The 25,732-nt window shown below is 55.8% G+C and carries 19 protein-coding genes; 11 read left to right on the top strand and 8 right to left on the bottom strand.

The window, feature by feature from the left end; translation table 11 throughout:
• The first annotated feature begins 112 nt into the window (after positions 1 to 112).
• A complete protein-coding gene (gene gyrB, locus H8K27_RS00950; RefSeq protein ID WP_186861368.1) occupies positions 113 to 2,611 on the top strand; it encodes a DNA topoisomerase (ATP-hydrolyzing) subunit B in 2,499 nt (832 codons plus the stop codon).
• A gap of 80 nt (positions 2,612 to 2,691) precedes the next feature.
• Here gyrB and H8K27_RS00945 read toward each other — a convergent pair whose 3' ends face one another.
• Both H8K27_RS00945 and H8K27_RS00940 read right to left on the bottom strand, forming a co-directional pair.
• Complete coding sequence (locus tag H8K27_RS00945; protein WP_186861367.1) at positions 2,692 to 4,677, bottom strand: DUF2075 domain-containing protein; 1,986 nt, start codon at positions 4,675 to 4,677, stop codon at positions 2,692 to 2,694.
• Positions 4,678 to 4,679: 2 nt separating this feature from the next.
• Positions 4,680 to 4,901 (bottom strand): helix-turn-helix domain-containing protein, encoded by a 222-nt coding sequence (locus H8K27_RS00940; RefSeq protein ID WP_186861366.1) that lies wholly within the window; start codon positions 4,899 to 4,901, stop codon positions 4,680 to 4,682.
• A gap of 335 nt (positions 4,902 to 5,236) precedes the next feature.
• On the opposite strand from H8K27_RS00940, the gene H8K27_RS00935 reads away from it, so the two are divergent.
• The 5 genes from H8K27_RS00935 to H8K27_RS00915 all read left to right on the top strand — a co-directional run bounded on the left by H8K27_RS00935 (position 5,237) and on the right by H8K27_RS00915 (position 9,003).
• Positions 5,237 to 5,857, top strand: coding sequence for a glutathione S-transferase (locus tag H8K27_RS00935; protein ID WP_186861365.1), 621 nt, complete (start codon positions 5,237 to 5,239; stop codon positions 5,855 to 5,857).
• A gap of 152 nt (positions 5,858 to 6,009) precedes the next feature.
• On the top strand, positions 6,010 to 6,813 hold the full coding sequence (locus H8K27_RS00930) for a tRNA-uridine aminocarboxypropyltransferase (RefSeq protein ID WP_186861364.1): 804 nt from the start codon (positions 6,010 to 6,012) through the stop codon (positions 6,811 to 6,813).
• Positions 6,814 to 6,872: 59 nt separating this feature from the next.
• Positions 6,873 to 7,121 (top strand): DUF3297 family protein, encoded by a 249-nt coding sequence (locus H8K27_RS00925; protein ID WP_186861363.1) that lies wholly within the window; start codon positions 6,873 to 6,875, stop codon positions 7,119 to 7,121.
• A gap of 280 nt (positions 7,122 to 7,401) precedes the next feature.
• On the top strand, positions 7,402 to 7,971 hold the full coding sequence (locus H8K27_RS00920; RefSeq protein ID WP_186861362.1) for a hypothetical protein: 570 nt from the start codon (positions 7,402 to 7,404) through the stop codon (positions 7,969 to 7,971).
• A gap of 93 nt (positions 7,972 to 8,064) precedes the next feature.
• The gene (locus H8K27_RS00915) at positions 8,065 to 9,003 is read left to right on the top strand and encodes a M23 family metallopeptidase (RefSeq protein WP_186861361.1); all 939 of its coding nucleotides are present in this window, start codon (positions 8,065 to 8,067) and stop codon (positions 9,001 to 9,003) included.
• Between the two features lie 98 nt (positions 9,004 to 9,101).
• On the opposite strand, the gene H8K27_RS00910 is transcribed toward H8K27_RS00915, so the two are convergent.
• Together H8K27_RS00910 and H8K27_RS00905 are read right to left on the bottom strand one after the other, a co-directional pair.
• Positions 9,102 to 9,443: a hypothetical protein gene (locus H8K27_RS00910; RefSeq protein ID WP_186861360.1), complete on the bottom strand. Its 342-nt coding sequence runs from the start codon at positions 9,441 to 9,443 to the stop codon at positions 9,102 to 9,104.
• A 339-nt stretch (positions 9,444 to 9,782) separates the two neighbouring features.
• A complete protein-coding gene (locus H8K27_RS00905; RefSeq protein WP_186861359.1) occupies positions 9,783 to 10,052 on the bottom strand; it encodes a hypothetical protein in 270 nt (89 codons plus the stop codon).
• 342 nt (positions 10,053 to 10,394) lie between these two features.
• Between H8K27_RS00905 and H8K27_RS00900 the strand changes: the two genes are divergently transcribed.
• The 3 genes from H8K27_RS00900 to H8K27_RS00890 all read left to right on the top strand — a co-directional run bounded on the left by H8K27_RS00900 (position 10,395) and on the right by H8K27_RS00890 (position 15,633).
• On the top strand, positions 10,395 to 10,880 hold the full coding sequence (locus H8K27_RS00900) for a low molecular weight protein-tyrosine-phosphatase (protein WP_186861358.1): 486 nt from the start codon (positions 10,395 to 10,397) through the stop codon (positions 10,878 to 10,880).
• Positions 10,881 to 11,146: 266 nt separating this feature from the next.
• Positions 11,147 to 12,376 (top strand): efflux RND transporter periplasmic adaptor subunit, encoded by a 1,230-nt coding sequence (locus H8K27_RS00895; protein WP_186861357.1) that lies wholly within the window; start codon positions 11,147 to 11,149, stop codon positions 12,374 to 12,376.
• A gap of 2 nt (positions 12,377 to 12,378) precedes the next feature.
• The gene (locus H8K27_RS00890) at positions 12,379 to 15,633 is read left to right on the top strand and encodes an efflux RND transporter permease subunit (RefSeq protein ID WP_186861356.1); all 3,255 of its coding nucleotides are present in this window, start codon (positions 12,379 to 12,381) and stop codon (positions 15,631 to 15,633) included.
• Positions 15,634 to 15,770: 137 nt separating this feature from the next.
• Here H8K27_RS00890 and H8K27_RS00885 read toward each other — a convergent pair whose 3' ends face one another.
• Positions 15,771 to 16,763, bottom strand: coding sequence for an LLM class flavin-dependent oxidoreductase (locus H8K27_RS00885; RefSeq protein ID WP_186861355.1), 993 nt, complete (start codon positions 16,761 to 16,763; stop codon positions 15,771 to 15,773).
• 166 nt (positions 16,764 to 16,929) lie between these two features.
• Positions 16,930 to 18,999, bottom strand: a complete 2,070-nt coding sequence (locus tag H8K27_RS00880) for a M13 family metallopeptidase (protein ID WP_186861354.1) — start codon at positions 18,997 to 18,999, stop codon at positions 16,930 to 16,932.
• A gap of 328 nt (positions 19,000 to 19,327) precedes the next feature.
• Between H8K27_RS00880 and H8K27_RS00875 the strand changes: the two genes are divergently transcribed.
• Entirely contained in the window at positions 19,328 to 19,852 is a 525-nt protein-coding gene (locus tag H8K27_RS00875) for a GNAT family N-acetyltransferase (RefSeq protein ID WP_186861353.1), read from the top strand.
• Positions 19,853 to 19,860: 8 nt separating this feature from the next.
• Here the strand turns inward: H8K27_RS00875 and H8K27_RS00870 are convergent, their stop codons facing one another.
• Positions 19,861 to 24,618, bottom strand: coding sequence for an NAD-glutamate dehydrogenase (locus tag H8K27_RS00870; protein WP_186861352.1), 4,758 nt, complete (start codon positions 24,616 to 24,618; stop codon positions 19,861 to 19,863).
• 35 nt (positions 24,619 to 24,653) lie between these two features.
• Between H8K27_RS00870 and H8K27_RS00865 the strand changes: the two genes are divergently transcribed.
• Positions 24,654 to 24,803 carry a hypothetical protein gene (locus H8K27_RS00865; protein ID WP_186861351.1) on the top strand — a complete coding sequence of 50 codons (150 nt, stop codon included), beginning with the start codon at positions 24,654 to 24,656 and terminating at the stop codon, positions 24,801 to 24,803.
• Positions 24,804 to 24,857: 54 nt separating this feature from the next.
• Here the strand turns inward: H8K27_RS00865 and H8K27_RS00860 are convergent, their stop codons facing one another.
• Positions 24,858 to 25,418, bottom strand: coding sequence for a hypothetical protein (locus tag H8K27_RS00860; RefSeq protein WP_186861350.1), 561 nt, complete (start codon positions 25,416 to 25,418; stop codon positions 24,858 to 24,860).
• Positions 25,419 to 25,732: the final 314 nt, after the last annotated feature.

Below are 25,732 nucleotides of genomic sequence, written 5' to 3'. Positions count from 1 at the left end.
TTATTTCAGCTGCAAGCGCCAGCCCCTCTCCCCGCCCTCTGCCGTCAACGTAAGAGGGCGCCGGAACCCCAGATCAGTTAGAACCAGTAATACCAAATAACAGAAGGTAGCCATGTCCGATCACACCCAAGACAACACTCCAGCGCAGCCAAATCAATCTTACGGCGCGTCCTCCATCCAGATTCTGGAAGGCCTGGAAGCCGTGCGTAAGCGCCCCGGCATGTACATTGGCGATACATCAGACGGCACCGGTTTGCATCATCTGGTATTTGAAGTGCTGGATAACTCGATTGACGAATCCTTAGCGGGCCACTGTACCGAAATCAATGTCACGATTCATTCGGATAACTCGATTTCGATTACCGACAATGGCCGCGGTATTCCGACTGGCATTAAATGGGACGACAAAAACGATCCTAAGCGCAGCGCCGCTGAAATCGTGATGACCGAGCTGCATGCCGGCGGCAAGTTTGATCAGAACTCGTATAAAGTTTCCGGCGGTTTGCATGGCGTGGGCGTGTCCTGCGTGAATGCGCTGTCCAAATTGCTGAAGCTGACCATCCGCCGCGATGGCAAAGTGCATCAGATGGAATTTGCCAGAGGCGTAGTGCAAAACCGTGAAATTGAAACCGTGGATGGTGTCGTCACCTCCCCCATCAAAGTCACCGGCGAGACCGATAAACGCGGTACCGAAGTGCATTTCTGGGCGGATGAAGAAATCTTCAATCACGTCGAATTCCACTACGAAATTTTGTCCAAGCGTATCCGCGAATTGTCGTTCCTGAACAATGGCGTGCGCATCAAACTGAATGACCACCGCACCGGCAAAGAAGAATTGTTTGCGTTCGAAGGCGGCACCCGCGGTTTTGTGGAATACATCAACAAAGCGAAAAGCGTGCTGCATCCAACCATATTCCAAGCTACCGGCGAACGCATGTCCGACCAGGGCACCAACATCACCGTTGACGTCTCCATGCAATGGAATGATGCCTACAACGAACAGGTACTCTGCTTCACCAATAATATTCCCCAGCGCGACGGCGGCACCCATCTGACCGGCCTGCGCGCTGCGATGACACGCGTCATCAACAAATACATCGAAGAACACGAATACGCCAAAAAAGCCAAGGTCGAAGTCACCGGCGACGACATGCGCGAGGGCCTGACCTGCGTGCTGTCCGTCAAAGTACCGGAGCCGAAATTCAGCTCGCAGACCAAAGACAAGCTGGTGTCGTCTGAAGTGCGCGGCCCGGTAGAAGAAATCGTCGCCAAAACCCTGACCGACTTCCTGATGGAAAAACCGAACGACGCCAAAATCATCTGCGGCAAAATCGTGGAAGCCTCACGCGCGCGCGAAGCCGCCCGTAAAGCCCGCGAACTGACGCGCCGCAAAGGCGTGATGGATGGCCTGGGTCTGTCGTCTAAACTGGCTGACTGCCAGGAAAAAGACCCGGCGCTGTGCGAACTCTACATCGTCGAGGGTGACTCTGCGGGCGGCTCGGCCAAACAAGGTCGCGACCGTAAATTCCAGGCGATTCTGCCACTGCGCGGTAAAGTGCTGAACGTCGAAAAAGCACGTTTCGAAAAAATGCTGTCATCCGAACAGATCACCACCCTGATCGCCACACTCGGCACCAGCATAGGCCCAGACGAATTCAACGTCGATAAACTGCGCTACCACCGCATCATCATCATGACCGATGCCGACGTCGACGGCGCCCACATCCGCACATTGCTGCTGACCCTGTTCTACCGCCAGATGCCGCAACTGGTGGAACGCGGCCACATCTACATCGCCCAGCCACCGCTGTATAAAGTCAAAGCCGGCCGCGATGAACGCTATCTGAAAGACGATGCCGAAGAAGCACAATACATGATGACCGTCGCCCTGACCGGCGCAGCGCTGATCCCGGCCACCGGGGCCGACGCCATCACGGGCGAAGCACTGGGTGAACTGGTACGCCAGTACAACCTGGCCAACGCAGTCATGACCCGCTTATCCCGTCTGATCGACCGCGCCGCGCTGACCGCCATCATGACCGGCGTGACGCTGAAACTCGACAGCGCTGAAAATGCACAGGCCTCTGCCGACGCCATGACCGCCGCCATCGGCGACCAGTCCGTCAAAGCCGTCGTGCGCAGCGACGAATTGTCCGGCGCATTCAGCCTGCGCGTCGAACGCCTGCACCACGGCAATATCAAGGTCAGCAACATCGACGCCGATTTTGTCGATGGTATCGACTACAAAGTACTGGAAAATGCCGCCAACACCTTTAAAGGCCTGATCGGCGAAGGCGCCTTCATCCGTCGCGGCGAAGGTGAAAAAGCCAAAGAAATCGCCGTGCAGGACTTCCACAACGCCATGCTGTGGCTGCGCGACGAAGCCGAACGCGGCGTCTCCAAACAGCGCTATAAAGGTCTGGGTGAAATGAATCCGGAACAGCTGTGGGAAACCACCATGGACCCAACCGTACGCCGCCTGCTGAAAGTACAAATCGAAGACGCGATCGCCGCCGACCAGATCTTTACGACATTGATGGGCGACGACGTAGAACCCCGCCGTGCTTTCATCGAAAGCAATGCGTTAAGGGCAGGGAATATTGACGTTTGATTTAATTTAGTAAAAAAAATGCCCAACAGCTTGTTGGGCTTTTTTTGCGCTTCCAAAGATATTTATAAATAAAAAATAGATTAAATAATGCGTGTCTTATCTTTATTTAAATATATGGAATTGATCCCACAACTCGATAAATAATCATAACTCTGGTCGAAGAATCGAGGTAAGCGTGTGCCATCTTGTGCGTCCCCTCGCGGTACAAAAATCACCATACCTTGTCGTGCTCGGGTGAGCAAAACACGGTAAGCATTTTCAAGATAACGTTGTTGTTCTTCTTGCTGCCGGCGCTTCCATGTTGTGCCTGTGAATTTCCAATGTTCAAATTGTCCATTGATGTAACGATAATCTGCGTCCCAGCCGACTAAACACCAATCAAGCTCTAGCCCCTGAATATCAAATTCAGTCGCCACATCTTCTAAAAAATGGCATGAGCGTATATCGTCTTGCTCATTCAAAAACCAATCTGCCGCGGATAGTCGATTTTTAACGAAGATACCTTCGGGTTTGAGACGTACTGCACCTGAAGATGCGATGACGCCTTTGGTTTCGTTCGCACGACTACGTTGTTTGATCCAAGCCTTAGCTGCTTGTAAATCGCGAGTGACGACGATAGGAAATTTGTCTTTAAACGACTGATAAATTTCAATCGCCGCTTGCGGATTATTGTGAATGACGTGATGCACCATGTGCGAAAGTTTCTCCGCACGGAAGGAACGCATCGATATCGCCAAATGCAAACTAGATACAGCTTGCGCATTAGAGACCTGATCAAAACTCACATCGCGCCCAGCGTATTCAACTTGGGTGAGTTTATCTGAGTAGTACACATCCCAATTTGGAAAATGTAGCTCCAGCGCATCCGCCCATCCTTGTAAGCCTGCCTCGCCGGTGTTGATTTCTTGCCCGCCGCCGATAAGGGCAATGATCACGCACCAATCCTCGTGCCTATCCATGACACTAATGAGAAACTCGGGCTCAGATTGTGCGAAGTTTTTTTGACCACGTTTGGTCATCATGAACTTTGACGTGTTCTCTTGATCCCATGCGCGTTGTGCTTCATCAAAAATCACAACATGCTCGTTTGGCGCCGACAAGTCTTTGATGTATTCATCACGGAATTTATGAATATTTTGAATCGATGCAGATGCCGCGCGAAGTGCGGTGGCTTTGTTCTTGTGTGCATGTCGTTGTACTGAGTCACGCGCTAACGCTTCGGTTAATACTTCTACCAACGGGCCGTTACCGGATAAAAAAACCGCTTGCTCTTCTTTATCTGAACCAACATTAGTGGCAATATTTAATCCGACTAAGGTCTTACCCGCTCCGGGAACTCCTGTGACAAAGCAGATAGTTTTGCGTCGTTGCAACCGTGCTTGGTGAATGATTTCTTGCAATGCTTGCGATGTCACATGCAGATTCTGCGCACCCGCATCATTGCGAGCAATATCATTAACATCGTGATCGGCGTATAGCGCTTGCGCTGCTTCAATAATGGTTGGCGTTGGTTTATAGGAAGAATTTAGCCAAGCTTGCAATTCGATAACTGGTGGCTGATCGATTTCATCAACACAATACTGAATTACGCTCGCCATATTATTGCTATTGGCACGCAGTGGTTCATACACACCGTCAGCGCCGTCTGTCAAAGTATTATTCTTAGGTGGCGCTCCGGTTGCAACCAAAATTGGTATGAGAATTTTTTCATGACTACCTTCATGAAAATGATGCAGATCGATCGCATAGCCATGGGCTTGGCGCATGTCTTGCGCTGCGTAATCTTGTGCACCAACTTTAAATTCTAAAATGAAAATAAGGTTTTTGTATATCAAAAGGACATCGGCACGTTTACCCATACGTGGTATTTGAAATTCAAAAAATAAATATCCTTCACCCAAACCACGTAGAGCCGTTTGTAAAATTTCGATCTGAGTAATCCACGCGCCAGTTTGTTGATATACCAATTCTTGGGTATGGTTTTGTGTGATTTTGCCGACAATCGCATCCGGCGACTCTGCTATGAACGCTGTCAAACTCTCAGCATAAAACGCTCGATTTGACATGACTATTTCTCTTCTATTGAGAATAACTGAGCAGGCAATATATTCAATGCTCTTGCGATTCGAAATATATTGATTAAGCCGACATTTCGTATTCCACGCTCTATTCCGCTGATATAGGTTCGATCAAGTTCCGCAATTAATCCAAGTTGCTCTTGGCTTAATCCCCTCTCCATTCTTAATTTTTTTAGGTGCAGCCCAAATTGAATTAATTCTCGATTCTCCATCGCTTAACCTCGCGTTATCAGGTAAGCAATCATGAAGAGATGTGACTTATAGGTCTACGGACGATAAGTCTCATTATTTGAATCTGGTTTAAAAACGCTTACTCAGGAACATGAACGTTCATGTGTTTTTTAAGATATACACACCGATTAATTTAAATAAATATTCTGCTATCCACATAGTCATATCGATAAAATCTATACGCACCATTACCAAGCATGACTTCTAATAGTAAAACCAGTCTCTGATCTACTTCTGTTTATAACGCATGCTATGATTCTCGCGCCACAGACATGTGAGTGTCTGCCTTTATCTATCAAAGCTTTCAGGAGAAAACATGCCTCAACTTAAACTGACCTATTTCGATTTTCACGGTGGTCGTGGCGAGCCGGTGCGGCTGGCGTTGGCGATTGGCGGGGTGGCGTTTGAGGATCACCGCTTTGCGTATCCGGAATTTGCCGATGTGCGGCAAACTGCGCCGTTCGGGCAGGTGCCGGTGCTGGAGGTGGATGGTGTGAAAGTGACGCAGTGTGATGCGATGCTGCGTTATGCGGGTAAGCTGGCAGGCTTATATCCGGCGGACCCTTTGCAGGCTTTGTACTGCGATGAAGTCAGTTTCGTGGTGGAAGAAGCAGGCATTAAAATCGGACCAACTTTCCGCATGACAGGTGATGAACAAAAAGCGGCGCGGCTGACGCTGGTGAATGGGTCGATGCCGGTGTATCTGCGCTGGCTGGAAAAGCAGTTGCTCGCTCATGGCGGGGAATACTTCGCCGATGGCCGTCTGACGGTGGCTGACTTGAAAGTATTTGTGGATATCCGCGCGCTGAATTCCGGTCGTCTGGATCATGTGCCGACAGATCTGGTACAGCAGGTCGCTCCGGCGCTGAATGCGCATATGGAGCGCATTGCGGCGCTGCCGGCAGTGCAGGCGTATTACGCCCAATTTGCGAAATAAAACAGCGGCGCTACTCACCGGTTTTTACGCAGACCACCTGCTATCATGCAGGTGGTTTTTTGTATGGCCTTGTCACACATGGTCAGGTGTTTTCTGCGTCACAACGCTTTGCTGCATTGGCTGATTGATTGTTTCGTTTTCCCGTTTTTTTGATGTCATCTGTTATTCATTCTCCTCATGCCGTGTCCCGTCTGCGTACCGCCCGGCTGGCGCGCAGTACGCGACCATTTCTGGCACGTGGCGGCCCGCACGGTGAGCGTTGCGGTGGTTGCCGTCTGATTCTCAGTCATTGTTTGTGCCATCTGCGTAGTGTGGTGCCGACGCATGTCGGTTTTTGCCTGTTGATGGCGGAACATGAAACTTTAAAACCGAGCAATACCGGCTGGCTGATCGCCGATGTGGTGCCGGATACGATGGCCTTTGGCTGGGCGCGTACGGAAACCGATCCGGCTTTACTGGCGCTGCTGGCAGACCCGCAATGGCAACCTTACGTCGTTTTTCCGGGCGAATTTGTCGCGCCGGAGCGGGTGATTACGCAATTGCTGCCAGCGATACCGGCAGCCGTTTCCAGTGCGGGTAGTGATGCCGGTGCTGCATTGTCCGGTACGGCAAAACGTCCGCTATTTATCCTGCTCGATGCCACCTGGCCGGAAGCCCGGAAGATTTTTAAAAAAAGCCCTTACCTGTTACCGTTTCCGGTATTGAGTCTGGAACCGGAGCAGGTATCGCGCTACCAGTTGCGCCGTTCGCGCCGCGACGATCATCTGTGTACCTCGGAGGTCGCCGCGCTGTGCCTGGCGCTGGCGGGCGAAACGCTGGCGGCGCAGACGCTGGAAGCCTATCTGGATGTGTTCACCGGACATTATCTGTGCGCCAAGCAGCAATGGAAAATTGATCATGAAGATGCGGCACACCAGCGTCTGCGCGCGCTGATGGCGCAAGCTGCCGCACTGTGATTCCGGCTTGCCGATTCAGCCATTGAACCCGGCGGCTATCTGATGGATAATTCTGCCCCATGAATACGACATCACAACTCCCCCCATTACCGGATCGTTTGTCCATCGATCCGCGCAGCCCGTTTTACAATGCTGACGTGTTTCAGCACGATATCGGGATCAAAATCAACGGCAAAGAACGCACCGACGTCGAGGAATACTGCATCAGCGAAGGCTGGGTCAGCGTGCAGGCAGGCAAGACCCGCGACCGCAAAGGCAATCCGATGATGATCAAGGTCAAGGGCGTGGTCGAGGCGTTTTACCGCTGATCTGCGTGCAGTCACTGATCGCTGGTCAGTGGCTGTCCACGATGCTGTTGCATCACTGTTCTTGCCACGCGATATACGGTTCAGTATTGCGTTTTTTCTGATACCGGATGCAGCCTGTGCATCACCGGGCGAATCACCTCCCCCTTCTGCTTTCTTTTCGCCTGCATCCTGTTTATGTCATCACGATTGGTTTTACAATCATTCACCTGACTTTGACTCTGCACTGGCATGGTGTCGACTGATAATGCACCGAGCTGATTTTCTCTTTTCTGTGGCACTGATGTGGTCTGCGTTGCTGTGCGGAACTGCACTGGCGCAGGCAGAAACCACTTATCCGGCAAAACTGTCGCGTCAGGAACGCTTACAACTCGAACAAATGGTCTGCGGTGAACGCTATGGCCTGGCTGTGGCGGCGATTGATGCACAGGCGTTTGAAGCCAATGGTCAGGCGCATTTTGCGGATGTCAGATGCCGTCCGCACGCACAATTGCAAGGCAGGCCACTGTACTACGTGGCGCAGTGCGGGCGGGATGGCCGTCAATGGCGTTGCGATGCCACCGAGACCGAAACCAGCGTTGCGCTGAAAGAACGCGAGCTGATCGTGCGCCCAGGCAGTGTGGCACCGGACAAAGCCGCCGATGCGCTGCGCAAAATCAGCGGCTACGGATTTTTTCAGGGAAACAGCATAGACCGCGCTTTGGAATCCACCTGCAATCTGGGGATGGGCGACCGTCCCGATCTGATGGAAATTTCCTGCCGAAAATGGTCAGTCACGGTATCGTTCTGGTGCCCGCAAATATCTGCTGCCATTCCCTGCCCGCGGGTGATTTACATGCGGAAACACAAATAAAATATCGCATTGTCAGTGACAGGAATGAACCAGAATGTTATAAAAAATTCCGACTCGATTACTGTATTTGAAAATTAGAAACTGATAACAGTGATGAATTCTTTATTAGTGAAAAAAATTTTAGCTAGCTTACTAATCTTGCTGCCCGGGTCAGGTATTGCTCAATCATCGCTGATCAGCGTAGAGGTTGAAAAATATCAAGGCCGCGACCGGCTGATCGTGAAAAATGGCGGTGCAATTGCACAAACCATCGACATCCGACTTACGCAATCGACCAATACCGCCGCAAGCTTACCGTGGCCAGTAAAGCGTCTGATTCACCCTTATTCCACGGTGTTATTGAATGAACTGTGGGCAGATAATCCACGCCAACCATTTTTTTATCATTATCAGTTTGATTTGCGAATTGGAAATCCATCTGCCCGGCCAGATATGCAGGCTAAATATCTGCCGCCTTTTTTCTGGCCGGAGGCGCGATATGTAAGTCAGGCGGAAGGTAGTGCTGCATCCACCCACAATGATATCGCGAGTCACTATGCACTGGATATTCTGATGCCGATCGACACACCGATCATGGCGAGTCGTGAAGGAATCGTCATCGCCAATGTAAATCACTTTCCGGATGATGGTCGACTGGAAAAAAGTTTTCTGGGGAAAGATAATCATGTCATCGTCCTGCATGGCGACGGTACATGGGCGAGCTATGCACATTTAAAACAATACTCTTCTCAACTCAAACCAGGTCAGCGCATTGCTACCGGATCACCAATTGGTTTATCTGGTAACAGCGGCTATTCCAGTGCGCCTCACTTGCATTTTGTCGTACAGATCAATCAGGATAATCACATTGTGGCATTACCTTTCCGCTTCTGGAATCCCGCCAACGGATATTTCCGTCCGAAAACCGGTGAGTGGCTGCAGCCGGTCAAAATCGCTGTGAACGAAACGGGAACAAAGAAGCCACTCCGAAGTTGCCAAAAAAATGGAAACCTGATTGATGAAGAAGTGCTGAAGTGCATGCAGCGCTTCTGACCCATACTGTAAAAATAAAAAAACCGGCGTCATCTTCGACGCCGGTTTTTTTTTGCCTGTTCCGCGAATGAAACAGGCGACTGGGAAATGATCAGCGATTATTTCGCTGGTGCTGCTTTGTTGTCTGCTTTTACATCAGTCTTGACTGCTGCTTTTGCTTCCGCTTTTTTATCTGCTTTTACTTCAGTTTTCACATCGGCTTTCACTTCTGTTTTCGCTTCAGCTTTTTGTTCTGCAGCCTCTTTTTTGGCATGCATCGCGGCATGGTGCTGATGCATTTTATGTTCGGTGCTGGCTGCGGCAGACGCTGCGGCTGCTTTGACTTCGGCAGTTGGCGCTGCGGCTGTTACTGCTGTTGTCGTGGTTGTTGCTGGTGTCTGGGCGAACGCTGTACCCATAGCGAATGTCGTTGCGATGATAGCGGAGATAATCGTTTTCATGATGAGTCCTGTTCTTGAGTGAGTTGGTTTTGCTTACGTTGCGTAGTCAGTCTACGTAAGCCAAGAACGCGATGCCGCATACTTGTGTTGACGCAGTTTTTCTGAAAACGACCGGTTTAGGAGATTTGTTCTATACGACTAAGCCGGTGCGTTTTGATGTCAACCGAATCAGGCTGCCGTTCTAGGCAAACTGCGTTCTCATGCATACCATGCGGCCTCATTCACCTGCTGCCGGACAGGTATTCCGGGAATCGTGGCCGGAAAAAATATAAAAAAAAGCACCGGTCTCTCGACGGTGCCTTTTTCCGGAAGTCAGTGACTTCCCTGATAAAAATACGCTTATTTTGCAGGTGCTGTTTTTGCTGCATCGCTGCTTGCGTCAGCGCTGGCTGCTTTTTTAGCGTGCTTTTTATGTTTTGCTTTTTTTGCTGGTGCTGGTGTCGCTGCCTTGGTATCTGCTGCGGTAGCAGGCGCTGCTGCGGCCGGTGCAGCCATTTTGGCGGCGGTTGCTGCCGGAGCGGCTGGTGCCGACTGTGCTGCTGGTGTCTGGGCGAACGCTGTACCCATAGCGAATGTCGTTGCGATGATAGCGGAGATAATCGTTTTCATGATGAGTCCTGTTCTTGAGTAAGTTGGTTTTGCTTGCCTTGCGTAGTCAGTCTACGTAAGCCAAGAACGCGGTGCTTCTGCATTCTGTTGACACGAAATATGTGAGTAAATGTAAATAAGAGAAATTTTTTCCTTCGTTTTTTTGCCGTATCGGATACGGCCAAGTCAGCCAGCCAGAGCGCGGCAGCGGTGTTGCGTGGCTTGCTGCCGGTAGCGCAAATCCGCTGAATTTGATTTATACATGTTTGACATTTACAGACCGTGCTGATCAGGTTTATGGCGGCACATCAGTGCTAACATCGCGACTCTGGTTTCCGCTTATTTATTTTGCCCACGACGACGATGTGCAGTTCCAAAGTCAGCTCTATCCTGTTTGTGTGTATGGGAAATATCTGCCGCTCTCCCACCGCAGAGGGGGTATTCCGTGCCAAAGCAAAAGCAGCCGGCCTGCTGGATCAGCTGGTGATTGATTCTGCCGGCACCCATGCCTACCATGTGGGCGAGGCGCCGGATGCGCGTTCGCATGTGTTTGCGATTAAGCGTGGTTTCGATCTGTCATCACAAAAAGCACGTCAGGTCAGGGCGGAAGACTTCATCCGGTTTGATCTGGTGCTGGCGATGGACAAAAATAATCTGCAACTGCTGGAAGCCGCCTGTCCGGCCGCTTACCGGCACAAACTGCACCTGTTCATGCACTATGCACGCAACACGCCAGCAGAGGAAGTTCCTGATCCCTACTATGGCGGTGCCCGCGGTTTTGATACCGTACTGGACTACATCGAGGATGCTGCCGAAGGCCTGCTGGCCAGCTTGCAGGAACATGCCTGACGCACTGTAAAGCCTGCCGGTCGGCTGTCACCGATGGCAACGCCAGCCACAGATTGCACAGGCGGAGTCCTGATAAATAAATTGCAACATTGATATCATTTTTCAGGTAGACTCGTCCAGCCGGCTGCGTTTCATGCCCTGAAATACGCATTTCATCCTACCAAAACTGCAACTTAAATCCTTGTCACTTGTCTCAGTTGCACGATTTAGGAATACTGCAGCATCCCTGTCGCCCCCCTTTATTTCACCAGTGCAAGAGACCTATTATGCTCACTCAAAAATATCTGGCCCTCGCTATCGTCTCGGTCTTTGCGATCACGGCCTGCAGCAAAGATACCGATAAGAATCAACAAGCCAGCAGCGCCAGTACCTCTGCGAGCACTTCGGCCAGTGCTGCCAAACCGGCGGCAACGGAGGCCAAGGCAGCTGCGCCGGTGAAGCTGCTGATTGCGCCTGAAGACGTGCTGAAGGTCGAGAGCAATGCACTGGCATCCGGTCCGGTCATTACCGGTTCGATCCAGCCGGAGCGCAAGGCAGACCTGCGTGCCGAAGTCTCCACCATTGTGCTGCAGGTTCTGAAAGAAAACGGCGATGCAGTCAAAAAAGGCGATGTGCTGGTGCGGCTGGATGAAACCGCGATCCGCGACAACCTCAATTCGGCAGACGATGCGGCACGCAGTGCGGCGCTGGCGCTGGATCAGTCTGACCGTTCGCTGCAACGGCTGAAAACCCTGCGTGCATCGGGCATGACCTCCCTGCAGGCGCTGGACGATGCCGAAGTCAAAGTGAATGCAGCCCGCAGTGAATTATCTGCCGCCAAAGCGCGCGCCGTCACCGCCCGTCAGCAATTGCAGCGCACCGTGGTGCGTGCGCCGTTTGACGGCGTGGTCAGCGAACGCAAGGTGTCAGCCGGCGATACGGCTGCCGTCGGCAAAGAGCTGGTAAAAGTGATCGACCCGGCCAGCATGCGTTTCGCCGGTCATGTCTCGACCGACAAAATCGCGCAGGTCAGGACAGGTCAGCCGGTCAGCTTCCGGATTAACGGCTATGGCAATCAGGAATTCCGCGGCAAGATCACCCGGGTCGATCCCGCCGCCAATGACGTCACACGTCAGGTAGAGGTGCTGGTGGCTTTTGCCGACAGCAGCCAGCCGCGGGTATCCGGCCTGTATGCCGAAGGCAATATCGAATCCACCACAGTGAATGCACTGACCCTGCCGGAAGCCGCCGTCGTCAAATCCGGCGACCAGTCTTACGCCTGGCGCGTAACGGAAAAAACCCTGAAGCGGGTCAGCCTGAATATCGGCAAACGCGATCAGCGTACCGGCAATTACGAAGTCCGCAGCGGCCTGACCGAAGGCGATATCGTGATGCGCAGTCCGAACTCCAGCTTCAAGGATGGACAAGCGATTGAAATGGCCGCCGCCAAACTGGCGGTCGCCAGTGCTGCCGGCGCCTCAGACACGGCCAAAGGCCAGGATGCAGGAGGAAACTGAGCATGTTCTTATCCGACTTTAGTATCAAGCGACCGATCGCCACCATCGTGCTGATCATTGCGCTGATGGCGATGGGCCTGCTGGCACTCAGCAAGCTGCGGGTCAATCAGAATCCCGACGTCGAAGTGCCCGGTCTGTCACTGGTGATTAACTACCCCGGCGCTTCGCCGGACACGGTGGAACGCGACATTATCAACCGGCTGGAAAAATCGCTGCAGAGCATACAGGGCGTGAAGGAACTGAGCTCCTCCGCCAATGAGGGCGTGGCGCGTTTCGACATCATGTTTGTGTTTAAAAAGAACATGATCGAGGCCAGCGATGATGTGCGCAATGTCGTTTCCAATGTGCGCTACAAGATGCCGACTGAAATGCGCGAGCCGGTGATCTATCGCTGGGACCCGTCTGCCCAGCCTATCCTGAACATGGCTTTATCTTCCAGCAGCATGACGCATGCAGAAATTTCGCGGCTGGCCGAAGACAAGCTGGCAGACAAATTCCGCGCCGTTCCCGGTGTCGCCACGGTGGTGGTGAACGGCTCGCTGAAACGGGAACTGTCTGTCCTGTTGCACGCGGAAAAACTGCGCGAATATAACGTTTCCGTCGGTGAAGTGGTGACCGCATTGCGCAACCAGAATACCAATGCGCCGGTCGGTAAAGTACGCGGCAATCTGGATGAAGAAAGCATTCGCCTCGTTGGCCGCATCGAGTCGCCGGAAGAGTTCCAGAAAGTCGTGGTCAAGCGCAATGGCGAACAGATTGTGCGTCTGGCGCAGGTAGCATCGATTGACGATAATTTTGCGGATGTGGACGGTCTCAGCATCCGCAGCGGCAAACCGAATGTCGGGTTACAGATCACTAAATCACGCGATGCCAGCACAGTCACCGTTGCCAAACAGGTGCGGGATATGGTCAAGGAGATCAACGAGAACTTTGACAAAGAGCATCCCGGCACCAAACTCGAAATCACCCGGGATGGCGGCAAGGATGCGCAGAACAGCCTGAACAACGTGATTGAATCGCTGGTGCTGGGAGCAGGCCTGACAATTTTTGTGGTGTATGCCTTCCTCAATTCCTGGCGCTCCACCATGATTACCGCATTAAGCCTGCCGACCTCGGTCATCGCAGCGTTCATCGCGGTCTGGCTGTGTGGTTTCACGCTGAATTTCATGACTCTGCTCGGCCTGTCGCTCGCGATCGGTGTGCTGATCGACGACGCAATTGTGGTGCGTGAAAATATTGTCCGCCACATGCAAATGGGTTCTGACCGCCGCAAGGCAGCGCTGGAAGGCACGGCAGAAATCGGGCTGGCGGTCGCTGCCACCACGTTTTCGATTATCGCGGTGTTTATTCCGGTGGCGTTTATGCCGGGCATGCCGGGAGAATGGTTCCGTCCGTTTGCGCTGACCGTGACCTGCTCGGTGCTGGTCAGCCTCGGCATTTCTTTCACGCTCGACCCGATGCTGTCGGCTTACTGGGGCGATCCGCCGGACCACCATACCGCGCCGAAAAAAGGCGTGGGAAAAATCCTGGCCCGCTTTAACGACTGGTTCGACCATCAGTCCGACCGTTACAGCCAGGTGATAGCGTGGGCGCTGCATCATCGGCGCTGGATGGGCACCATCGCTCTGGTTAGCCTGATCACCGCGTTGTTCCTGCAGGCGAAATGGGGCGGCACCAGCTTTCTGCCGACTGCCGATTCCGGCAACCTGATGATACAGGTGCGCACACCGGCTTCGTCCTCACTGGAATATGCGCGACTGAAAATGGAGCGGGCCGCTGCCATCGCCCGCAGCATTCCGGAAACCAAGGACACCAACAGCAATATCAATGCTGCTGGCGGCCGGATTTATGTCGATATCGGCAAGCGTACCGAACGCAAGCGCAGCGCGAAAGAGATTGCGGTGGAATTGCGTGAGAAGATCAAGCCGTTAGTCGGCGCGGAATACACCGTGCTGGACGACCTGAACAACGGCGCCAACAAGCCGGTGCAGATTGAATTCACCGGTCCGGATTCGCGCAAGCTGCTGGAAATCACCAATGCCTACATGGAAAAACTGCAGAACGTGCCCGGCGCGGTGGATATCGGCCTGTCACAGCAGGATCCGAAAAAAGAGCTGAAAATCGAACTGAACCGCGGTCTGGCCAATTCCATGGGTATCTCGTCGAGTGACGCGGCGCAGGCATTGCGGGTCGCGTTTGCCGGGATTGAGGTTGGTGACTGGGTGGACCCGACCGGCGAAACCCGCGACGTGGCAGTGCGCCTGCATCCGGATGACCGGGTCAGCAAGGAAAATATCGAGCGTCTGCCGATTGCCGTGTCCGGCACCAACCAGATGGTGCCGCTGGACCAGATCGCCACGATCACCATGGGTAAAGGACCGTCCGGCATTGAACACAGCAACGGCAAGCGCACCATCACCGTCTCTGCCAATGCCCAGGGCCGCTCCAATGGCGAAGTGATTGCCGATGCGAAAAAGCTGGCGGAGTCATTTAACTATCCGCCGGGTTATGGCTTGTCGATCGCCGGTTCCGGACAGGATCAGGAAGAAGTGTTCGGTGCCATGATGATTGCGCTGGTGTCGGGCATCGGTCTGATGTATCTGATTCTGGTGATCCAGTTCAGCTCCTTCACGGCGCCGCTGGCGGTCATGCTGTCGCTGCCGCTGTCGCTGATCGGCGTCGTTCTGGCTTTGCTGGTGACCAGCAGCACGATCAATCTGATGAGCCTGATCGGTGTCATCATGCTGATGGGGCTGGTGGCGAAGAACGCGATCCTGCTACTGGATGCGGCGCGTAAAAACGAAGCCGAAGGCATGGACCGCGAAGAAGCGCTGATGCAGGCCGGCCGCATCCGTCTGCGACCGATCCTGATGACCACTTTCGCGCTGATCGCAGGCATGACGCCAGTCGCACTGGGGCTGGGAGAAGGTGGTGAATTTTACCGTCCGCTGGCGATTGCCATCATCGGCGGCACCATCACCTCCACACTGCTGACACTGCTGGTGGTGCCGACCTTCTACGACAGCATTGAAATTGCCCATGACCGCATGATGGCAAAAATGCGCGCCCGCAGCGCCCGTGTCAATGCCGCGTATGGCTTTGTCGTGACGATGACCGAAGCACTGCTGACGCTGACCTTCATGCGACTGATTTATCGCAGTCTCGGGAAACTGTGGTCGCTGCTGCGCGGCCGCCGCAGTGCCGGTGGCAAAATCAGCGCGCTGCCGGATACCGCTTCAGATCACATCGCCGGATAAGTTACCCTCGTGCTGGTGTCTATTCCTAAGTATCCTCCAGCATTTTTCAGCCTGCCAACCAGAAGTTGGCAGGCTTTTTTTTCTGGAGCGATGGCGCTGGATTATCCGCCAGCCGCTACGGCAACATCCGGCTGGTTTCAGGCTGCAACGGCGGCCATCGCGCTGGCAGCGATTTCATACGAATGCAGACGCTGATCGTGATCAAAAATATTCGATGCAATCATCAGCTCATCCGCTCCGGTCTCCGCGATAAACGCCTGTATCTGGGTGCGGACGGTCTCTGGTGAGCCGATCGCGGAGCAGGCAAGAATCTGTTGCAGCAGATAACGTTCGGCTTCGCCAGTCTGTTGCAGAAAATCCCGCACCGGCGACGGAATTTTCGCTGGCCGGCCACTGCGCAGATTCAGAAACGCCTGCTGCGCCGAACTCGCCAGGAAATGCGCATGTTCATCGCTGTCTGCCGCAAACACATTGAAACCCAGCATCACATACGGTTGGGCCAGATGTTGCGAAGGGCGGAACTGCGCACGGTACAGTGCAATCGCCTGCATCATCTGCTGCGGCGCAAAGTGCGAGGCAAATGCATAGGGCAGCCCCAGCGCTGCCGCCAGCTGCGCGCCGTACAGGCTGGAGCCGAGTATCCATACCGGAATCTGTAACCCGGCTCCCGGCACGGCACGCACCGCCGCATGCGGGGCATCGGCGAAGTAGTCCATCAGCTCCGCCACATCCTGCGGGAACGCATCGGCATCACTGAGCAAATTGCGGCGCAATGCCCGCGCCGTGCGCTGGTCGGAGCCCGGCGCCCGCCCCAGCCCCAGGTCAATGCGGCCCGGAAACAGCGATTCCAGCGTGCCGAATTGCTCGGCAATCACCAGCGGCGAATGATTGGGCAGCATGATGCCGCCTGCGCCAACCCGGATGCGCGAGGTGCCGCCGGCCACATGCGCCATCAGGACTGCCGTCGCGGCACTCGCAATGCCGGGCATGCCGTGGTGCTCTGCCAGCCAGAAACGCTGATATCCCCAGCGTTCGGCATGTTGCGCCAGATTGAGGGAATTTTTAAACGACTGCGCCGCATCGCTGCCCTGCGCAATCGGAGATAAATCGAGTATGGATAAACGCGCCATGCTGCCACCTTGTCATTCATGCTGCCGGACCAACCGGAACAGTTCACTGGCTGACATTATGAGCGACATTGGCCGCTTCTGCTGACGCACGGCCAGACTGTGCGGAACCAGTCCGGACAGCCTGCCGATGGCGGATTGCCTGCGGCGGGTCATCCCGCACCGGCATTTACCAGATGCGAACCCGGTCTGCCGGTGCCAGATACAAAGCCTGCCCCGGCTGCACATCAAACGCCTGATACCAGGCATCCAGATTCCTCACCGTCTGCACCCGGTATTGTTCCGGCGCATGTTCATTGGTGATGACTATCGTGCGCAGGATTTCGTCCCTGACCTTGCTGCGGAAAGAACGGGCATAAGACAGGAAAAATTCGCGCTCGGTGTCAGCCGTCACCGCCTGCCCTTTTTTCGCCATCGAAGCGTGATAGGCGTCATACGCTGCCGTCAGGCCCGCCAGATCGGCAATATTTTCCCCCAGCGTCTGCTGGCCGTTCACCGCCAGATCGGGGAAAGGACGGTAGCTACTGAATTGCGCCGCCAGCGCTTTAGACGACTGCATGAAATGCTGTAGATCGGCTTTGCTCCACCAGTTGCGCAACTCGCCCCTGGCATCGAACATGGCGCCGGAATTGTCGAAACTGTGGCTGATCTCATGGCCGATGGTGGCGCCAATTGCGCCGTAATTGGTGGCATCGCTGGCATGCAGGTCAAAATTCGGCGACTGCAGATAGGCCGCCGGGAAGTTAATCGCATTCTGCAGCGGCATGTTGACCGCATTCACCAGCTGCGGATTCATGCACCATTCGCGCACATCCACCGGCTTGCCGAATTTTGCCAGCGCCTGCTGATACTGGAACAGCTCGGCCCGTTCGCGGTTACCGTAAGCATCGTCGGCCTCGACAACCAGTCCTGAGTAATCGCGCCACTGGTCGGGATAACCAACGCCGACATAGGTATTCTGAATCTTTGCCAGCGCTTCGGCCTTGGTGCGCGGCGACATCCAGCCCAGCGCCTGCACCCGGCGCGCAAATGCCTGCAGCAGATTATCCACCATGCCACGGATATGCTCTTTGGCAGCAGGGGAGAAATGATCCTGCACATAGAGTTTGCCCACCTCTTCACCCAGCGCTTCATTCGTTGCACTGACCGCATATTTCCAGCGCGGCAGCGGCTCTTTAACGCCGGTCAGCGCACTGTAAAACGCAAATTTTTGCTCAAAAAACGCCTGCGGCAACACGCCGGCACGCTGATTGACGGCGTGAAAAACCAGATATTCTTTCCAGGTTTCCAGCGATACGCTGCCAGCCAGCGCTGCCGAATTTCTGACCGCACCGGGATGCCAGATCGTCAGCACCGGCTGCGCCTCCAGCCCGGCAGCGGCGAAATAAGTATTCCAGTCCAGCCCCGGCGCTTTTTTGGAAAACTCGGTTCTGCGCCAGCTGTTGTCCGCTTTCAGGACATCGGAAGTCGCTTCACGCGAGGCATGGCCTTTGGCTATTTTCATTTCCAGATCAAACACCCGCCGCGCTGCCAGCTCGGCATGCGGCACATTTGCCAGCGCCAGCATGGCGGCGATGTAGTGCTGGTACTGCACGCGCAAAGCGGTCATTTTGGGATTCAGCGACACGTAATATTCACGGTCAGGCAGTCCCAGCCCGCCCTGCAGCAGATACGGCAGGTATTTTTTATGATCGTGCAAGCCCTGCGACACCCACAGGCCGAACAGGTTTTCCGTCTCGACATGGGTGTTGTTGATCGGATCGACATCGGCGCGCAGATTCTGCCCCAGATAGCGTGCCAGTTCCGTTTTATTGTTGATTGCGGCAATCGCGTCCAGCCGCGGCTGCAACGGCGCCAGCCCGCGCTGCTGGATGCGTTCGGTGTTCAGGTAGGCCTGAAAAAAATCACCGATTTTGCGCTCCGCGCTGCCGTCCGCTGCCTGCGTTGCGCGCCGCATGATGGCCAGCACGCTGGCATCGGATTCATCCGCCAGCATATCAAACACACCGACACTGGTTTTGCTGGCGGGAATCACCGCCTTGTCCGCCCAGCCGCCATTGGCGTAACGGTTAAAATCGTTGCCCGGCGCGGTGTTGTGGTCAATGCCATCGCCGCGGACGGCGGCGATTTCAGCGGCGCTGAGTTCCTGCGCCCGGATTGCCTGCACCGGCATGGCCAGCAACAGCGGCAACAGCCAGCCGGCGCGCAGGCGGAAATGGGATGAACGGAATATCTGCATGATTTTCTCCAGGAGAATTGTTATTCTGGTCTTGTTGCGGCGCGAGCGCTTCCGGCTGCGTCTGTTATTGTTACAACATCCCGCAGTGTGCCATATCGGCAGCAGCAGCGGCAACGGCATACCGCTGCGGTCAATTATCTGCACCGGACGGGCGATTTTTGATCGGATTTAGCGCTGAGCAAACCTGCATGCAACCGGATTTCAGGGGTTACTCAAGAAACAGGGAGTATCTGCAAAATATGCCTTATCCTCCATATAAAATAAGGCTGAAAATTAATACTCCCCCCGAGTATATTCGGATGAACAGATACATTTTGCAAAAAAAGACATGACCTTCTTCAATGATCCTGATCTCGCTGGCCCGCCAGCGTCTGCCCTCAGGGTACGGGCAATGAACGCTGCCGACAGTGCCGGGGTGGCAGCACTGATGCCGCATCTGGGTTATCCGTCAACGGAGGCGGACATCGTGGCACGCCTGCAGGCGCTGCTGGCCTGGCCGGACAATGCGGTCTTTGTCGCCGAGCAGGAGGAAAAAATCGCCGGGCTGTGCCAGATACACGGAGTCAGGCTGATCGCCAGCAATGGTTACGCCGAAATCGCGACGCTGGTGGTGCACAGCGACTGTCATCGCCGGGGTATCGGCACCAGACTGCTCGAACAGGCGCTCAGCTGGGCGCAGGACCGGCGTTACGAACGGGTACGGCTACGTTCCGGTGTGCAGCGTGAACCGGCGCACCGTTTTTACGAAAATCGCGGTTTTCTGCGACAAAGAGCCAGTTACGCTTTTGAACTGACATTGCCGCAGAACGAATCAGCCAGCCTGCCCGTCATGCCCCGTGCCAGCGGGGCATGAGCGGGAGTTCACGCCAGATGCCGCAATTCGCGCAACGCCACCGACACCGGCGCCAGATCAGGGCTCTGGGCGCTGATGGTGGTCAGCAGCAGTGTCAGGCGTTCAATCGCGGCGGCATGCCGTTCGCGCCAGACTGGCAACGCTTCCTCGCGTGACAGCAGGCCACGTGTGATCTGGCTGGCGATCGAATACACATCATCGCGCGCGCTGCCGCGTGCCTGAGTCTGCCACAGGGTATCCGTCGGCAGCCGGTTGATCTGCGCACGCCAGCCGGACAGACCGAGTTCGGCATCGACCCCGAAATACGCTCTCGCCACGGTCTCGATATCGTTACCGGTATGCACCGACAAATCCAGCAGATCGAGCGCCGGGAAGATGTATTCCAGCGCCGTCAGATTTTGCGCCAGGGTGGATTCGACACCGGCCTGCACCAATGCCTGTGCTTCCTGCTGCCAGGCGGCGTGTGCGCTGACGGGCAGCCAGTTGTCGAGCTGCCAGCGCAATTCACGGGCTGCAGGCTGGTAGCGCTGGATCAGCGTCGGCAGATCGCTGCTCTGGGAACGGATGCGCAGCATCCAGCGTGAAGCGCGCTGGGTGATTGCAATCAGTTTCGACAACTGATCGAGCTGGAGCTGGGCCTCGACCTTGTAATCGAGCACGTCGATCTGATCCCACAAAGGTTCGAGATCAAAAATCTCCCGTGCCAGCGTGAATGCGCGGATCACATCGGCTGCGCTGGCGCCGGATTCGGCAGCGATGAAGTTGACGAAGGTGGCACCGGCGCGGTTCACCACGGTATTGGTGATGTAAGTCGCAATGATTTCGCGTTTCAGCGGATGCGCGGCAATTTCGGCGGCGAAGCGTTCTGACAGCACCTGCGGGAAATACGCTTTCAGCGCGCGGCTGAAGAACGGGTCATCCGGCAGATTAGAAGCGACCAGTTCATCAAACACCGACATCTTGGCATAGGCCAGCACCACGGCGCCTTCCGGCGCGGTCAGCCCCTGGCGGCGCGCCTTGCGGTGGAAAATTTCCTCATCGTTGGGCAGGTATTCAATCGCACGGTTCAGCCTGCCCTGTTTTTCCAGCGTCTGCATCAGCCGCTGCTGACCATCCAGCACATACAAGGGGCGATGCGCGGCGATGTCGAGCGCCTGCGTCTGGTAGTAATTGTCGGTCAGCACCAGATGGCCGACTTCATCCGTCATCGATGCCAGCAGATCGTTGCGCTGCTTGAGCGTCAGGTCGCCGGCTTCCACGATCGCGCCGAGCAGGATCTTGATATTCACCTCGTGGTCGGAGCAATCCACACCGGCGGAATTATCAATCGCATCGGTATAAATGCGGCCGCCTTTTTGCGCAAATTCGATGCGGCCGTTCTGGGTGCAACCGAGATTGCCGCCTTCGGCCAGCACCTTGCAGCGCAGCTCGCTGCCATTCACGCGGAATGCATCGCCCGCCTTGTCGCCGACCTGCGCATGGGTTTCAAACGTGGCCTTGACATAGGTGCCGATACCACCGTTGTAGAGCAGATCGACCGGCGCCTGCAGCACTGCGCGCAGCAATTCCACCGGCGCCAGCTCTTCGGTATCAATACCGAGCACGGCGCGCGCTTCGGCACTCAGCCGGATCGATTTGGCGCTGCGCGGATACACGCCGCCGCCAGCCGAAATCAGGCTCTTGTCGTAATCATCCCAGCTGGAGCGCGGCAAATTGAACAGGCGCTGGCGCTCTTTGAACGACGCGGCAACATCCGGCGACGGATCGATGAAAATATGACGATGATCGAAAGCTGCAACCAGCTTGATCTGTTCCGATAACAGCATGCCGTTGCCAAATACGTCACCTGACATATCGCCGATGCCGGCCACAGTGAACGGCGTGGTCTGGGTATTGATGCCCATGGAACGGAAATGGCGCTTCACCGATTCCCAGGCACCGCGTGCGGTGATGCCCATTTTCTTATGGTCATAGCCGACCGAGCCGCCGGATGCAAACGCGTCGCCCAGCCAGAAACCATAGTCGGCCGACACACCGTTGGCGATATCGGAGAAAGTCGCGGTGCCTTTGTCGGCGGCGACTACCAGATACGGATCATCCGGATCATGCCGCACCACCTGCGCCGGCGGCACCACCGCACCTTTCACGATGTTGTCGGTGATATCGAGCAGACCGGACAGGAAGATTTTGTAGCAGGCCACACCTTCTGCCTGATACGCCTCGCGCTCGGTGGCCGGCGGGGCATTTTTCAGTACGAAACCGCCCTTCGAGCCGACCGGCACGATGACGGTATTCTTGACCTGCTGCGCTTTGACCAGACCCAGTATCTCAGTGCGGAAATCTTCGCGCCGGTCCGACCAGCGCAGACCGCCGCGCGCGACCTTGCCGCCGCGCAGATGCACACCTTCGACACGCGGAGAATAAACCCAGATTTCAAACAGCGGCTTGGGTTCCGGCACGCCGGGCACTTCGCGCGGATTGAGCTTGAAACTCATATAAGATTTGAAGCTGCCATCTGCCGTGGTCTGCCACAGATTGGTGCGCAGCGTCGCCTGCACGGTGGCAAAGAACTGACGCAGAATCCGGTCTTCATCCAGACTCGCCACCTGTGCCAGTTCGGCCTCGATCCGGCTGCCCAGCTGCTGCTGCGCGCTGGCGCGGTCACCGGCAAAATCCGGCTTGAAACGGGCGCCGAAATACTCGGCGATCAACTGCGTGATAGCGGCGTTTTTGTTCAGCGCAGCTTCGATATAACTCTGGCTGTAGGCAAAACCAAGCTGTTTGAAATAGCGGGAGCAGGCGCGCAGCACGGCTATCGAACGGGCGTCGAGGGTCGTGACCAGCACCAGCCGGTTCAGGTCGTCGCTTTCGACTTCGCCTTTCCATGCCTGCGAAAACAGGGTTTCAAAACGGGTTTTGATCACTGCCAGGTCGGTGTCCGGCGGCAGTTGCAGCCCGAGGTCATGAATCCACAGATGCGCCTCGCCGTTCACGATCTGGTAAGGATGCTCATCCAGCACGCGCGCGCCCATGTGTTCCAGCACGGGCAGGGAATCCGACAAAGCGACTTTGCTGGTGTTGTAAATCTTAAAGCGCAGCAGGCCGGATTCGGCATCCAGCGGACGATACAGCTTGACCACCATCGGCTGCGCCGGGCTCAGGCTGGCCAGCATTTCGGCGTCTTCGGCACCGACCAGCGCCGAAAAATCCTCGCGGTAAGCTGTCGGATACGCATTGGCAAAACGGTGCGCCAGCGTCAGGCCATTGCCTTCGCCGTGGGTGCGCAGCAGTTCGGCGGTGCAGTCGTCTTCCCAGCGCTGCGCCAGCCGGGCAATGCGCGCTTCGAGCGCACCAAGATTGACGCTCTGCGGCGCCCGGTCTCTGGCGCGGATCTGATAGTGAATCCGGGCCAGCGGACTGTCGGTCAGCATGGGGGTGAATTCGATCGACTGACCATTGAGCGCAATCATCAGCTCATTGCTGATCTTGACACGCAGCTCGGTGTTGTAGCGGTCGCGCGGCACAAATACCTGCGCCGAGGTAAAGCGGCCAAACGGATCGCGCCGCAGGAACAGCCGGGTACGCTGCCGTTCCTGCAAACGCAGGATGCCAAGCGCGTGTTCGGTCAGGGTGGCGGTGTCGATCTGGAACAATTCATCGCGCGGATAATCGTCCAGGATCGCCTGCAGTGCCTTGGCGGCATGGCTTTCCGGCACGACACCGGCACTTTGCATCACGGCGGCAACCCGCTGCCGCACACGCGGAATGTCGCTGACCGGCACCGAATACGCGGTGGACGTGTACAACCCGAGGAAGCGCGATTCACCGATGACCTTACCCTGTTCGTCATAGCGTTTGATCGCCACATAATCGAGCCATGCAGGACGATGAATCGTGGCGCGCGTCATGGCCTTGGTGACCAGCACGGTTTCCTGCGAATCCATGATGGCGACCACTTCCGGCGGCAGCTGCGCCAGGCTGGTCTGCACTTTGCCGCGCAAAATTCCCAGCCCGGATTCCGGTATCGCCACCAGCGTCAGCTGGTCGCCGTCGCGCTGCAGGGCATAATCGCGCGCGCCGAGAAAGGTGAAATGGCGGTCTTCCAGCCAGCGTAAAAACGCCACGCCCTCGTCCGCATTGTCCACGACGGCATAACGCTCGCAACTGTCGCTGGCGGCGCGCACCCTCTCCAGCATCGCCCGCCAGTCATCGACGGCACTGCGCACATCGGCCAGCACCTGCTGCAATTCCTGCGCCAGCAATTGCTGATCTGCCGCGCTGACGATGCGGTCGCATTCGACCATGATCAGCGATTCGACCGGCGTATCGCGGTCCGCCGCCAGATCTGCCGCGACGCTGGCAACTGCGCTGACACCGCCCTGCGCGTCGCGCTGCACATGCATCAGCGGATGCACAATCCAGTGCGCGGTGCGGCCGCTGCGGTTGATCGCCATCGTGACCGAATCGACCAGAAAAGGCATGTTGTCGTTCACGATCTGCACCACCGTGTGCTCGCTGACAAAACCGTCTTCCGCCAGAGTCGGATTAAAGACCCGGATAACCGGCGCACGTTCCGTGCGCGGACGCTCCAGCAGACGCCAGTGCGCATTGGCCTGGGCAAACAGCGTGGCCGGGCCGCGGGCAATGATTTCGTCGGGATCGGTATTTTCAAAATACACACTGATGAATGGCCCCTGGCGCACGGTGGCAGGACCGGCGTGGGTTTGCGCATAAGCCAGCAGCTCTGCGAAATGCGATGTGGACATACGTTCTCCTAAGGATGGGCAGAGACGAAAAAAGAATGGCAAGATCATTGCAGCATCAGGCGCCAGTATCCTCCAATATCGGTACGCTCACAAATGCCTTTGCATTGCGCAGGACGGGGCGCAGAGCGGAAAATGCCACGCATTTGCGCTGGCGCAAGTCGCTGGCGGCTTGCTGCACTGCATGATGGGAAGTGTGCGGACTGTACCCGCGAATTGTGGCGATGAAGCGTCCGCTGGCTTTAGTCAGGTTTATCCTGCAAAGCACAGGCCTGCACCCGGGCGCCGAACAGATTGGCCTGCAGGTGAAAAGCCTGCAGCACGCGCTGGCGGCCCGCCTCGTCTTCCGGCAGGCTGAGCACCACTTTCAGGTAAGGCGCATGGTATGCACCGCGCTGACTGCCGATGTCGGCGGCGAGCAGATTCTGTTCCAGCAGGGTGGCTGCCAGCGGCGACACGGTCTGCGTGGCAACGGTTTGCAACAAGCCCGGCGGCGGCGCCGGTCTGGCCATCACCGGCTCCAGCGCGGCGCGCATTTCAGCCAGAATTTCTTCTTCGCTGACGAAAATGACATCGTGCGCGCCCTGAAATTTTTTCACGCCGCCGATATTCACCGCCAGCCCGCCGGTCACTTCATATTCCCCGCTCGCCAGGCGCTCGTAGTGAAACGCCTCCCAGCCCGGCACGCCGCGCTTGCGTTGCGCGACCTGCGCCATGGCCGCTGCTGCCGTGCCGCCCGCGCTGATCATGCCGACCGGCAACATCCCGGCCAGACTGGCTGGCAGCGTATCGTGATCGTCCATCGTCAAACCCCGTTTCTGATCTGTTTTTGATCTGTTCCTGATCTGTTTCTGATATTGGCGCTGATCCCTGTTCCGCTGGCACCGGCAGCGCAGCTTTCCGCTTGCTGCAGGCGGTGCAGCGTATAGCGGCATTGTAGAACAATCCATCGCGGGCCGATGCCGCACCGGGCATCTGTGCTGACTGAAAAGTAACGAAAAGTGAAAATCTGGCAAGCCGGCAGTGATACGGGTAGAATTCAGCGTCATTTTTATTTTGTCTGCCGGCCGCAACCGGTATGCAACCGGATGCCGGTGACGATGGCCGGTCCGGGACA

Source organism: Cognatundibacterium griseum, assembly GCF_014284195.1.
GTDB lineage: Bacteria > Pseudomonadota > Gammaproteobacteria > Burkholderiales > Burkholderiaceae_D > Undibacterium > Undibacterium griseum.
This window is presented reverse-complemented; position numbering and strand designations above follow the sequence as displayed.